The sequence below is a fragment of the Paenibacillus urinalis genome (assembly GCF_028747985.1).
GTDB classification, from domain to species: Bacteria; Bacillota; Bacilli; order Paenibacillales; family Paenibacillaceae; genus Paenibacillus; species Paenibacillus urinalis.
Genome location: NZ_CP118108.1, coordinates 875,179 through 888,195 on the forward strand (window position 1 = coordinate 875,179; position 13,017 = coordinate 888,195).

11 protein-coding genes are annotated in these 13,017 nt (G+C 47.4%); 6 read left to right on the forward strand and 5 right to left on the reverse strand.

Annotated features, from left to right (window positions below; translation table 11 throughout):
* Positions 1 to 87 precede the first annotated feature (87 nt).
* Positions 88 to 1,728: a type 2 periplasmic-binding domain-containing protein gene (locus tag PUW25_RS03935; RefSeq protein WP_274338123.1), complete on the forward strand. Its 1,641-nt coding sequence runs from the start codon at positions 88 to 90 to the stop codon at positions 1,726 to 1,728.
* A 67-nt stretch (positions 1,729 to 1,795) separates the two neighbouring features.
* A complete protein-coding gene (locus PUW25_RS03940; RefSeq protein ID WP_338000042.1) occupies positions 1,796 to 3,151 on the forward strand; it encodes a glycoside hydrolase family 30 protein in 1,356 nt (451 codons plus the stop codon).
* A 103-nt stretch (positions 3,152 to 3,254) separates the two neighbouring features.
* On the opposite strand, the gene PUW25_RS03945 is transcribed toward PUW25_RS03940, so the two are convergent.
* Positions 3,255 to 3,902 carry a DUF1796 family putative cysteine peptidase gene (locus tag PUW25_RS03945; protein WP_047912901.1) on the reverse strand — a complete coding sequence of 216 codons (648 nt, stop codon included), beginning with the start codon at positions 3,900 to 3,902 and terminating at the stop codon, positions 3,255 to 3,257.
* Positions 3,903 to 4,223: 321 nt separating this feature from the next.
* Entirely contained in the window at positions 4,224 to 5,666 is a 1,443-nt protein-coding gene (locus PUW25_RS03950) for a methyl-accepting chemotaxis protein (RefSeq protein ID WP_047912902.1), read from the reverse strand.
* A 248-nt stretch (positions 5,667 to 5,914) separates the two neighbouring features.
* Here PUW25_RS03950 and PUW25_RS03955 point away from each other — a divergent pair, with 248 nt between their 5' ends.
* Together PUW25_RS03955 and PUW25_RS03960 are read left to right on the forward strand one after the other, a co-directional pair.
* On the forward strand, positions 5,915 to 6,073 hold the full coding sequence (locus tag PUW25_RS03955; RefSeq protein ID WP_193746073.1) for a hypothetical protein: 159 nt from the start codon (positions 5,915 to 5,917) through the stop codon (positions 6,071 to 6,073).
* 38 nt (positions 6,074 to 6,111) lie between these two features.
* Entirely contained in the window at positions 6,112 to 6,249 is a 138-nt protein-coding gene (locus tag PUW25_RS03960) for a hypothetical protein (protein WP_193746074.1), read from the forward strand.
* Between the two features lie 67 nt (positions 6,250 to 6,316).
* Here the strand turns inward: PUW25_RS03960 and PUW25_RS03965 are convergent, their stop codons facing one another.
* The 3 genes from PUW25_RS03965 to PUW25_RS03975 all read right to left on the reverse strand — a co-directional run bounded on the left by PUW25_RS03965 (position 6,317) and on the right by PUW25_RS03975 (position 8,603).
* Positions 6,317 to 7,138, reverse strand: a complete 822-nt coding sequence (locus tag PUW25_RS03965) for a DUF4097 family beta strand repeat-containing protein (protein WP_047912903.1) — start codon at positions 7,136 to 7,138, stop codon at positions 6,317 to 6,319.
* 178 nt (positions 7,139 to 7,316) lie between these two features.
* Positions 7,317 to 7,937, reverse strand: coding sequence for a hypothetical protein (locus tag PUW25_RS03970; RefSeq protein ID WP_047912904.1), 621 nt, complete (start codon positions 7,935 to 7,937; stop codon positions 7,317 to 7,319).
* Positions 7,938 to 7,946: 9 nt separating this feature from the next.
* Positions 7,947 to 8,603: a cobalamin B12-binding domain-containing protein gene (locus PUW25_RS03975; protein ID WP_274338124.1), complete on the reverse strand. Its 657-nt coding sequence runs from the start codon at positions 8,601 to 8,603 to the stop codon at positions 7,947 to 7,949.
* A 250-nt stretch (positions 8,604 to 8,853) separates the two neighbouring features.
* On the opposite strand from PUW25_RS03975, the gene PUW25_RS03980 reads away from it, so the two are divergent.
* The gene (locus PUW25_RS03980) at positions 8,854 to 9,225 is read left to right on the forward strand and encodes a hypothetical protein (protein ID WP_052512136.1); all 372 of its coding nucleotides are present in this window, start codon (positions 8,854 to 8,856) and stop codon (positions 9,223 to 9,225) included.
* A gap of 57 nt (positions 9,226 to 9,282) precedes the next feature.
* A complete protein-coding gene (locus PUW25_RS03985; RefSeq protein WP_274338125.1) occupies positions 9,283 to 12,921 on the forward strand; it encodes a CheR family methyltransferase in 3,639 nt (1,212 codons plus the stop codon).
* Positions 12,922 to 13,017 lie beyond the last annotated feature (96 nt).

Consider the following 13,017-nt stretch of genomic DNA (forward strand, 5'->3'; position numbering starts at 1 on the left):
CAAGTAGCACAACATAGATCTGAATATTTTAGTGGGTTATGAAGTCATTTTAGTAAGCGCTTCAATATCAAGAGGAGGGTATGAAATATGTCAAAGAGAACGTTGGGTTATGGCAAAAAAGGTTTTACGCTGACAGCGCTGCTGCTGTCGGTCATGCTTCTGGTCAGTGCTCGCGGCGGGGGAGGCTCCGGCTCCAAGGAAGCCAACTGGATCTCCATCGAGGATCGTTACACACCGGATGCAGCTACGCCGGCCTGGCAGCTTGATACGAAGGAAGAGACTACAGAGCTGACTTGGTATGTAAATGCGGATTGGTGGAACACCGATTACGGCAATGATGTCGTAACGAAGAAGATCAAGGAAGACTTGAACATTAACATCAAATTCATCACAGGAGATGATACGAAGCTGAATACATTCTTTGCGGGCGGCGATATGCCGGATCTCATTACGACCTTCGGCATCAATTCCCCCGTCGTGCAGAAGGCTTCGACTTGGGCGCTTCCGCTGAATGATCTGGCTGAGAAATACGATCCTTATTTCAACACCGTGGCGGCGCAGGATACATTGAACTGGTTCCAGCTCGCAGACGGCAAGACGTATGGCTACCCGAACTACTCCAATACGCAGGAGGACTACGATCAAGGAACGATTCCGGCCAAGACCGCCTTCATTATCCGCAAGGATGTGTATGAAGCGATCGGCAGTCCGAGCATAGGCACACCAGAGGAATTCCAGGCTGTCATGAAGGACATTAAGGCACAGTTCCCTGAGCTTATTCCACTTGGTTTTAACTCGATTGGCGAAGGTACTGGATCTCTAGGCGACGTGCTGCAGGACTTCATCGGCGTACCGCTGGAGGGTGAGAACGGCGGCTTCTACAACCGTAATCTGGATGAGGATTATCTCACTTGGCTGAAGACATTCAATCTGGTATATCGTGACGGCAACATTAGCGATGACAGCTTTGCCGATGATGGAACGGCATTTGAGGAAAAAGTAAAATCCGGCAAGTATGCAACGATTATGCTGGATGGCACACCGCAGCAGGGAGGCAATCTCCAGATCTTCATGACGGCCAATCCGGGCAAGGAGTATATCGCCATTGACGGACCGCAGAGCACCGTTGGCAACGCACCGAAGCTGAATCAATCCGGGATCTCCGGCTGGATGGTCAGCTTCATTACGAAGCAGAACGCCGATCCTGCCAAATCCATGCAGCTGTTCACCTATCTCCTCAGTGAGGAAGGGCAAATGCTGATGAACTATGGCATCGAAGGCGAGACATATGTGAAGAACGCTGACGGAACCGTACAGTTTACACCAGAGGTCAAAGAAATCCAGCAGAACAATGCAGATCAGTTCAAGAAGGAATACCGGATGGGTGAATTCATGTTCTTCGGACATGACAAGCACAAGACACTGAGTGAGGATGCATTCCCTGAATCAATCAAGCAGATGCAGGCTTGGGGTGAAGGTAAGCTCGTGCCGCATTTTATCCTTGAAAATATCGACCCGGATCAAGGGACTCCCGAAGCCCGCGCTCTTACCGCAATTAATACGAAGTGGAACACTTCCATGGTCAGTATGATCCGGTCGAAGGACGATGCCCAATTTGAAGCGGTACTGAATGAATACAAGCAGTTCCTCGATGCGAACAGCTGGGAGAAGATCGTAGAAGTCCGCAGTGAGAAGATGAAGTCGAACAAAGAGAAGCTTGGACTTTAATTGAGTTTGAACTTAGAGCATACAGCGAAGAACGGAAATAAAGTACGGGGTCACGGAGGAGAACAGCATGCAGAACTTGAAGGACCTGAACATCTACGAATCAAATGGAGAACAATCCTTGTTTGTGAACAAAACGAGAGCAGAGCTTGCACCGCCGGATACTCAGGCACAGACATATAACATCATCATCGATGACAGTGAGCAGTATCAGGAGATGGATGGCTTCGGAGCATCGTTTACCGATTCGGCAGCCTATCTAATTCATCAGGTGCTCTCGCCTGAGCAGCGTGAGGAGCTGATGCGCCGGCTGTTTGACGCTGCAGAAGGGATCGGCCTGTCCGTTATACGGAATCCGATGGGAGCCTCGGATTATGCCCGGGACTTCTACAGCTACAATGATCTGCCGGAGGGAGACACCGACCCTGAGCTGGTGAAATTCTCTATCGGGCATGATGAAGCAGACATTATTCCGCTCATGAAAGAAGCAGTGCGGCTGAATCCTCAGCTCAAGCTGATGGGCTCCCCCTGGAGCCCGCCGGGCTGGATGAAGACAAGCGGCTCCATGATCGGCGGCGAGCTGATTGAGGAGTACTATCCGGTATATGCAGAATATTTTGTACGGTACATTAAGGCTTATGCAGAGCATGGCTCGTCAGTCTATGCGATCACGCCGCAGAATGAATCCTTGTATTCGCCAGGTCATTATCCAGGCATGATATTTCCGGCGGAGGATCAGGCACGGTTCATTAAGGAGCATCTGAAGCCAAGCTTCATCAGAAATGGAATAGATACCAAGATATTGTGCTACGATCACAACTGGGATAAGCCAGAGTACCCGCTGACCGTGCTTAACCAGGCGCTGGAAGCAGTGGACGGTGTTGCATGGCATTGGTATGGGGGCCGCCCAACTGCACAGACCGATGTATTCCAGGCCTTCCCGGACAAAGAAGTTCATTTCACGGAAGGCTCCGGAGGAGAATGGATTCCGCCATTTGAGCAGGCCTTCTCCAATGTTATGCGTACAGGCATCGAAATTTTGCGCAATTACAGCAAATCGTTTGTGCTGTGGAATATGGCACTCGATGAGAACAATGGGCCGGCGGTGCCAGGCTTTGGCAAGAGTACCTGCCGCGGTATTGTGACCGTTCATCAAGAGACCCGGGACCTGACGTATACGCTTGATTATTATGCGCTTGCCCATTTCAGCAAGCATATTCGCCCGAAGGCAGTGCGCATCGGCTCCAGCAGTAATGAAACCGTTCGTTCCGTGGCGTTCAGGAATACGGACGGCTCCATCGCCGTCGTACTCTTCAATGACAGTGAGGAAGCAAATAATGTACAGGTCCAGATGCCGGGTACAGAAGAAGCTCTAAGCTTCCGAATGGAAGCGAAAAGCGCGGTAACTCTCGCCTTCGGCGCTTAACCATTTTTCAATTTCCTTCAATTCATAAAGGCAGCAATAGTGGAGAATCATCTCACCTTTTGCTGCCTTTATTTTTTGGTAGTGAAGATTTGTCCCTCCATTTTTATGTCTGTAGACTAAACCCGTTCAACAAATCATCCCATGTTGCATCATCGCCGGCTCGGTTCGGAATGCCTAGAGAGCAGATGCCTGGAAGTGCCCAACCGTTATCGACGACGGAAGTCAGTCCATCGATACCGTTCACGATCAGAATGTTATAGCTGCCGCCAGTAAGGGGGCGAAGTACCTTTTGCAGCTGAATCGCTTCCTCATATGTGCTGCCCCAGCGAATGAACAACACTCTTGTGCTCCTGCTTAATACTTCCAGAAGACGCTGGCTGCGTATGTCGATTTTCTGCTTGAACTCGGGATAGACTGCTGTCCATGTCTGCCCCTCAACGACCGGGAAATCATGAACCGAAATGACATTATAATAGTGGTCTTTCACAAAATAGGATTTGAGCGGTGTCACCTTCTCATTGTCCACAAAGGTGGCATATCCGTCGATCAGTCCCATGTTGGGGAGCTCCATGTATCCCTGGAAACGATTCTGCAGCAGCCGATTTACATCAGTCAGTGATAAGGAGACAGACCAGTCGAGCGGGGCAGAGAAGGTGCGAAGCCCTTTCCGCCGCAAGTGGGCTGCCGGCTCGCATGAGCTTCCGAGGCTTACGTAGCAATCATAGGCACCTTGAATTTCTTGCAGAATCATGTCCAATCACTTCTTCCTGATCATTTATACATTCTATGTGCGATCCGGCAGGAAGGACTAGACCTTCGAGGAGATGAGCGGCAGCTTTTTTTGATATGTCACTGGAATTGGGCTGTGTTTCACCAAGGCGAAGGCTGACAGGAGCAGCCCTCTATTATAAACGAGAAAAAGGAAGCATCTCTGGCTGTTCATTAAACGACTCACAGTCCGGGTCATCGTTTAAAACGCAGGGAGGCTTCCTTTTATATGAGTGGTTCACTGAAATGGGTATGATTAGTCTGAAGAATCAATGATCTTGTATTGCTGCTGTTACCGTTAACGTTACTGCAAGGTCTTGTCGATAGCTTGAGCGATTTCATTGAGCTTCTGAATACTTGACACAATTTCGTTCACCCGATGCTGCTGCAGCTCGGCGCTTGCCAGCACTTCCTCGACGGAGGCAGCAGATTGTTCTGTGACCGAGGATACGGAGGCAATCTCATCGGTAATTTGAGTGGATGCAGACTGGAGCTGTATATTCAGATCGAGCAGATGATCTGCCTGATCCATAACCTCCTTCGTATTTGCATTGATTTCCTGAAATAATGCCGTGATGATATCCGCAGATTCCGCGCCAGAGCGAGACGCCGTCTGGCCTTCTGTAATGCGGACCGCGGCTGAGCTGATATTATTCTGAATCGAAGATAGAATACCTCCGATATCTGATGATGCACGGTGTGTCAGCTGAGCAAGCTGGCGGATCTCCTCGGCGACAACCGCGAAGCCTCTGCCGTGTTCTCCTGCGCGAGCCGCTTCAATCGAAGCGTTGAAGGACAGGAGATTGGTCTGCTTGGCGATCTCCTCAATGGAAGACAGGATGCCGCCAATTTTAACATTTTCCGAATTGACCTTACCCATAATCACGGCTGTATTATCAACGAGCTCAGAGACTTGATGCATTTTGGCTGCAAGATCGGTAATTTGGTCTTGGCCTTCCTTCGTCAGCTCGGCAGCCATATTGGCCTTTTCACTTGTTGTCTCTGAGGCCGCAAATGTGCGCTGCACCGAATCATTCAGACTCTCCATCGCGGAGCTGATGTCCGAAACACTGCTTGCCTGGGATTCGATGCCTGCTGACATTTCGTGAAATGCAGCGAGGACCTCGCCGTTGATCTTTCCTGCCATGACGGCATTTTCATTCAGTTCTTCGCCTGAGGTATTCAGCGTTGTAGAAACCGTTCTTGCTTCATTAATGAGCACTTCGACTCGTTCTTTGGCTTCGTTCGCTTCCTTCATACTGACGTCCATATTTTTCAGTATTCGGGTACCGACCGTACTCTGGCCAATCAAGGTCAGGAGGACGACGATATAGAACGTGTTGAGGCTGATGACATCCACATTGATATAGGCGGTAGCGGCAAAATAATTCAACAGAGCCAGCCCGATGATTCCGTTGAATATCATAATAAATCGATCCATATAAAGGGAGCAGAAGGCCAGTCCCAGGTACAATACGAGAGAGTTGGTCACAGCCGAGCCCATCGACATAATTGAGAAGCTAATAATGTTGATACCGATAACCATTAAGTATTTAATTTGCGGTATGAAGAGCTTTTTCCAATATAAGAAGGTGCTTAATAGACAAACAGGAATGGCGGGATAGGCGATCGACAGCACCCCATCCAATGAATCCATTGTCGATACGATACCAAGGGTGGTACATATCCACAGCAGTAATACCAGCAGACCGTTTCTTTTGTGAAGTTCGAGTAAATCTTGCGTCATTCATGTTCCCCCTGTAATTGAAAAATAGAGTTAGATGTTTATCTTCTCACAAAAGAATATTGCTCCAATAATGGCCTGGTATCTTATTAAAATGTTAAGATAAACATGATTGGTCCAAATCACATGCGTCGATTTACGTATTTATGAATTGGATTCAATATATAACTATATCGTCCAAAATAATTACATATCTTAGCGAATTTTTCATTTTGGTATAAATTACCTTGAGGCAGGAGGAAGAAGATTGAATGAAGGCAATTATTAATATGATGTATTCGGTTCTGATCCTTATCTCCATCTTGGGCTTGCTCATCACCGATATGTCGTCAAGCAACGTCATGCTGTCCATCACAGCGATCATAATCTGTGGATTAGGACTCTATCTGGTTAATCGGAAGAAGAAGTGAGTAATACAGGGGTTAATTCAATTCAGGAAGGAAGGGATATGTTGGACATTCTTGGCATCGTCCTTGTTATTGTTATTATAGGTGTCACTCCTGCTATTTATCGGATACACAAACGTATTGCGAAATTGGAGGAACGGGTCAGACAACTTGAAGGAAGCTCCGAGGATGCCAGATAGTAAGCAGCTAAAAGAAGCCTGGATTTAACCGATCCAGGCTTCTTACTTACTAGCAATAGATTTCAGTTTACTCATAGACCCTCACATTCCCTCTGCTTGTTACTAATTGAGCCTCATTAAAGCCGTTTCCCTTGGCGATCATTCGGCCATCATCCTCGTAAACTTCTCCTAGCAATTCGACCTTACCGCTCCCGGTCTGGGCCATGAATTGATAATGCTTCGGCTCGCTGATCTTGAAGAACACATCGCCGGCTCCGGTCTCACCCTCCAGCTCCTCGGCATTGACCTGCTTCATATCCAGATTTCCTGCGCCGGTCTTTGCCTGCAGGAATGCAGCATTCATTCGCTCCACCGTGATGTAGCCGCTCTTCGTTGTGAGTGACATTTCTTCATACAGCTTCTCAGGCACGATAATGGATAGTGTCGCGCTCTCTTGAGCTGCCGCATTGCCAATGGTGTGATTCACCTGCTCACTCGCAGTTCCTTCCGGATATCGGATTCCTGCGGTCAAGGTCTGATCCACCGTGTTAACGAACAGCAGTGGCTGCTCCTCCTGTGACCAATGCTCAATGTTAAGTGTAGCGGTAATGCGATCTGCATTCGGTTCCATTTTGACGAAGATATTACCCTCAAAATCTTCTGCCATCCGTATAGAACGAATGTCTGTGGCATCCACTTCCTGCGTCTGTGTTACATGCTGCGGCTTAACTGCATGACCTGAACCCGTACGTTTCTCTTCACCGACTGATGATGCAGGGCTCTGACTGAGCGTGGCCTGCTGCTCTACCGTACTGCTGCTTCCGGTCTGGCGATATGACGGATCATTCCCGCATGAAGTTATTGCAAGGGCGGCCGTCACCAATATCATGACATTTATCTGCTTCTTCATGCGCCTTCCTCCTTTTGTGTTAGAGTCGTTTACACTTTATTACCCTCTAACGGAAGGAGTAAAAGTAAGACGGCAAGCGAAAAACAAGGCAAATGGTTGAATCATACGAAAAAACCGGACCGCTTCAGCAGCAGTACCGGCAGGTAGATCTGACATATGATGTCGCTATTTCTATTGATCAATTCTTACTTTGCGGACGACCATCATCGAATTTGCTGGAAATAGGGTGCACATTGTCTGCAGCTGGCTCAGCGAGTGCGGACTCGATCTGGTTCTTGATAATGTCTGCATAGATGGTCTGATCGATCTCGATTAAGCTGGGGTAGAGCATGTCGACCAGATCGCGGATCGTTTCCAGCGTAGACCGGAGCTCCCGCTCTCTGGCCGATGCTCTGCTGGTCTTGGATGCTTGGGGTCTGTCAGGCTCTTGATGGATAGGAGATGGGAGCTGCTGCAGGTCCTCATGAAGAAGCTGAAGCTTATCGGTTAGGGTCTGTATCTTCTGAAGCTGTTCTATACAGATGAGATGCCCGTTGCCTTGCTCATCCCACTGCTGGTAAATATCGTATAGGGAGAAGGGCTGCTTCCTCGTGTTCATAATGAGTTCAACTCTTGTGCCAGAGTGAACGGGCGAAATGAACCGTTTAGCTTTGGTGATGGAACCTTCGTCCAGCCAATCTGTGAAATGGGAAGCCGGCTCGAATATAGGGGACGCCGATTCGGAGCAAGAGATGATGCCCAGCTCTGCGTCAATTACAATATATGGGACAGGAATATTAGATGGATGGAATAACTTCAAGATGAAGACTCACCTCACATGCTGCTGCTGATTGGCTCTGTTGTAAGACATGATCCACTGTTCAAGCTCATGCATATCGGACAGAAAGACTGCTCTGCCGTCTACAGCCTCATGGACACTGTATTTCTCAATGATACGACCGCCAATCATAATGACAGGCCGGGGGATGAGTTTCTCAAAAGCTTCAACGTACTCCAGCAAGGTTGGCAGATGATAGACAATAGAGACGGACAGAGCAACAATATCCGGCTTCCAGCTGAGTGCGCTTAGACTTGCATATTCCAAGGGCAGATTAGGTCCGTAAAAGCGTGTATCAAATCCATTCTCCTCGAACATGGTATTCACCATCTTAAGCCCGAAATAATGAGCCTCACCCTTCACACATAACAGCATGGCACGGTAGCCATGGATGGCAGGCTTTTTTTTGAGCGCCGCATATCTCGACAGGAGGACGTCACATACCCCAGAAGCAAGATGTTCATCAGCTACCGTAATCTGATGGGTTTCCCATAAGGAACCCACGTAACGCATGGCGGGTGCAAGCAGCTGCTCAAATATGAAGAGACTGTTTCGGCCGGACTCAACATGTTGTAGTAAGTTTTTCCAGCAGGTCTCTGTATTTCCTTGCAACATATTCTCTGCAAATTGTTCTGCTTCCATATACATGACATGACACCTACTTCGGATATTGTGTGTAATGCTACTCATTTTAATATAAACGAATCGAAAGAACTAGGGAGAAAGAAAGGGACTGGTAGAAGCTTTTGTCGAAATTGACCCATATTCAAAAATATCCTATATGATGGAGAGACTCACTGATATACTGATAATATCGTCGTTTATATGAAAATAATGACACTTCTAATTAATTACATCTAATTCTTCTGGTTTAATCAAAAAACAAGGTGATGTACTCATGACAGACGGAACAATGCACTATGAACATCTTATAGCAGAGGTCGTTTCAAAGATCTATGCGAATGCTCCTGAGCTGGCGGACCGATATGGGGAGCAGGGAATCATGAAATGCAAAGAGGATAATCTTCATCATATGAAGCATCTTCATACCGCATCTGCACTGCGCAATTCTAAATTATTTATTGATTATGCCGTATGGCTGAATGGAATACTTGTCATTCATGGGATGCAGACACGTCACTTAACAGATAACTTTCGTTATATCTCCGAGTCTCTTTATTTGCTTGAAGATCTGGACGAACCTACATTAGAATTCTATCGTTATTGTCTGATCGCAGCAATGGACCAGCTTGAGCCCGATATGGAATAGTCCGAAACAGTTCGTAACGACGTAACTTACGCAGGGACATGGAAGGGGAGTAAGCACATGGAACGCGAGTCTTGGAACATCATGGTGAATGGAGAAGAGGAAGAGAAGCACCCAGAATCCTCCTCTCCGGTATGTGTAGTAGGCATTGGTGCTTCTGCAGGCGGACTTGAAGCATTAGAAGTTTTTTTTGATCATATGCTTCCTGATTCGGGCATGTCCTTTGTCGTGGTCCAGCATTTATCGCCGGACTACAAGAGCTTGATGTCAGAAATTTTGTCAAAGTATACGACGATGCCGATATGGGTCGCAGAGCATGAAATGGAGATCCTGCCTAATCATGTCTACTTGATTCCTCCCCGTAAGACAATGACCATCCGGGATGGTAAATTACAGCTGGCAGATGCAGTTAGGCAATCTGCCATTCATTTGTCCATTGATGATTTCTTCGTCTCGCTGGCTGCCGAATACGGCAACAGAGCGGTAGGGGTTGTCCTGTCCGGGACCGGAACAGACGGCTCCAAGGGAGTCATTGAAATTAAAAAAGCAGGCGGTCTTGTCATCGTTCAGGACGGGCAGTCAGCCAAATTTGACGGCATGCCAAGCTCTGCGAAAATGACCGGCAAGGTCGATGAAATATTAAACCCAAAGGATATGTCGGAGAGGCTTCTCCAGCATATACGATCCTTTGGAGTATACCCACTTGCAGGAGAGCAGGAACGAATGAGTACGGAGCAATTTATTCAACTGATTTTTGAGAAAATAAAAGAAGAGAGCGGCATTGACTTCACCTATTACAAGCGAAACAGTGTGCTGCGCCGGATTGAGCGCCGGATGGCGATGAACAACGTTGCCTCCGTTCAGGAGTACATGACCTATCTTGAAGAGCATCGAGATGAGCTTACCTCGTTAAGAAAGGATCTGCTTATAGGTGTAACCAATTTTTTTCGGGATGCAGAAGCGTTTCAAATTATTTATGACCAGGTGCTGCCCCGTATCTTTGAGAAGAAGAGCTATTCTAAGGAAATCAGGGTATGGGTGGCTGGATGTTCAACCGGAGAAGAAGCTTATTCAATAGCCATCCTTCTTAAGAAGTATGCACAACAGCTGGGTGATGATTATAATATCAAGATTTTTGCAACCGACCTGGACAAGGAATCCATAGAGTATGCGAGTCAAGGGATCTACTCGGAGAGCAATATTCATCATTTGTCAGAAGAGGACGTGGAACGGTTTTTTATCAGAGATGATGATATGTTTCATGTGAGCAAGGATATTCGCAAGATGGTTATTTTTGCACCCCAAAATATTATCAAGGATCCGCCCTTCTTCAATTTGGATATGGTTACCTGCCGGAATATGCTCATTTATTTGCAGCCGGAGATGCAAGTCAAGGTATTATCGTTATTTCATTTTGCACTGAATCCGGAGGGCTTTCTCTTCCTGGGTCCGAGTGAAACGTTAGGTAGGTTTGCGAATCAATTTGAGGCTTTTGACCGGAGATGGAATATCTTCTGTCACAAGAGTGGTAAAATGTCCTCGGATTCCGAGTCTGATTCTCAGTCATTCTCTATGGAAGGAAGAAGCTCCGGCCAGCATTCCTATCGAAGGACTGCCGCAGCTACGGTTCAGCCGAGAGAGCAGGTTCATGTTAAACGATCAGGCGATCTGTATACCATGCTTGCAGAAGAGCATATTTCGCCGGGGATGGTCGTTAATCATCATAATGATGTGATTCATTTGGTTGGAGCCATTAATGAGTATTTAGTGCTGTCGCAAGGTAAGCCTAGTTGGAATCTGTACAAAATGATCGATCAGAATGTAGCGGTGACCGTGTCCACTGGAATTCAGAAGGTGCGTGATTCATTGCAAAATGTGGTGTACCCTGCACTTCGTATCCATACGAACCAGGGAGATCGTTTAATCGATTTGCATATCCGCCCTTTTTCGCGCAAGAACAAGGCCTATGATAAATATGTACTGCTCTTGTTTGAGGATCCGCAGCATTTGAAGCAGGCTGAGGAAGTCGTGATGGAGCCTGTGCATATTGATAACACATTGAAGATGCGTATCTTTGAGCTGGAGCAGGAGCTCCAGCGTTCTGAGGAAAGTCTGCAGGCGACGGTAGAGGAGCTCGAGACCTCCAACGAGGAGCTTCAGGCCACCAATGAAGAGCTCGTTGCGGCAAACGAGGAGCTGCAGAGTGCAAACGAAGAGCTGCAGTCGGTTAATGAAGAGCTGGTAACGGTAAATACCGAGTTTCAATTCAAGATCCAAGAGCTCACGGATGTCAATAATGACATGAATAATTTCCTGGGGAGCACCCGAATCGGGACCATTTTCCTGGACAAGCGGATGTGTATCCGGCGATTTACTCCTGCGATTACGAAGGAGATTAATCTGATGGATGTGGACTATGGACGTCCCATTCAGCATATTTCACATCACTTTAGATATGAAGGTCTTGTGGATGATGCGCAGCATGTGCTGAAGACATTAGAGCCTTTGGAGAAGGAAATTCAAAGCCAGGACGGCACCTGGTACAGCATGAGAATACTGCCTTATCGTACAGAGGATAACTTCACTAGCGGTGTCGTGCTCACTTTTGTCAATATTACAGATTTGAAGGCAGTGAATGAAGAGCTGCTGAAGCTCTCTTATGCGATCGAACAGAGTCCGAGCATGACAATCATAACCGATGTGGCAGGGAAGATCGAATATGCGAATCCGAAGTTCACTGAAGTGACGGGCTACGCTTTGCAGGAAGCGAAGGGGCGAGATTTAGGCTGCTACAGCTATAGTGAATTTTCAATGAAGGACGTATTCAAGACTTCTCTGGACGGTGAAACGTGGAAAGGGGAAATCTTAAGCTATCGCAAGAACGGAGAGGAATTCTGGGAATCGGTCAAGATCATTCCGATTACAGATAAGCAGGGCCAAATTATTCACTTCGTGAAATTATCGGAGGACATCAGCGAACGCAAAAATGCGGAGGAGATGCTGCGCAAGACAGAAATGCTCTCGGCAGTAGGGCAGCTTGCCGCCGGCGTTGCCCATGAAATCCGCAACCCGCTCACTGCCCTGAAGGGCTTCACCAAGCTGCTCTCCAAAAAAGAGGACGGGAATGCCTATATCGAAATTATGCTGACCGAGCTTAACCGGATTGAGCAGATTGTAAGCGAGCTGCTGGTGCTCGCGAAGCCGCAGGCTATTGAGTTCTCAGAGCATGAGCTGGAACCGATCATTCAGGATGTCATTATGCTGCTGGAGACACAGGCCATCATGAATAATGTCGAGATCACGGTGATGTATGAACAGAAGCTCAAAGTCATGTGTGTAGAGAATCAGCTGAAGCAGGTATTCATTAATGTATTAAAAAATGCGATTGAGGCCATGCCAGGCGGAGGGAAAATCGATATATCGGTCACATTGAACGAAAATGACAATATCGTGATCTCGTTTGTGGATAACGGGGCAGGGATACCGGAAGCCAAGCTCGCCCGAATTGGTGAACCGTTCTACTCAACGAAGGATAAGGGAACGGGACTGGGTCTCATGGTCAGCTATAAGATTATCCAGAATCACCAAGGAACCATACACATTGAAAGTGAAGTAGGAAGAGGAACCGGTGTAATCATTCAAATTCCAACCTCGAACAACCAAGCTCGAAGCTTGTTGCCTGTAGAGGGGAGTTTATAATACGCTCTTCTTGGCATTCAAATCAAAAGCGCAGGACCTAAGTGCTGCAAGCGTGTCCTGCGCTTCTTATACGAGATAATTGATGTACGAACATCA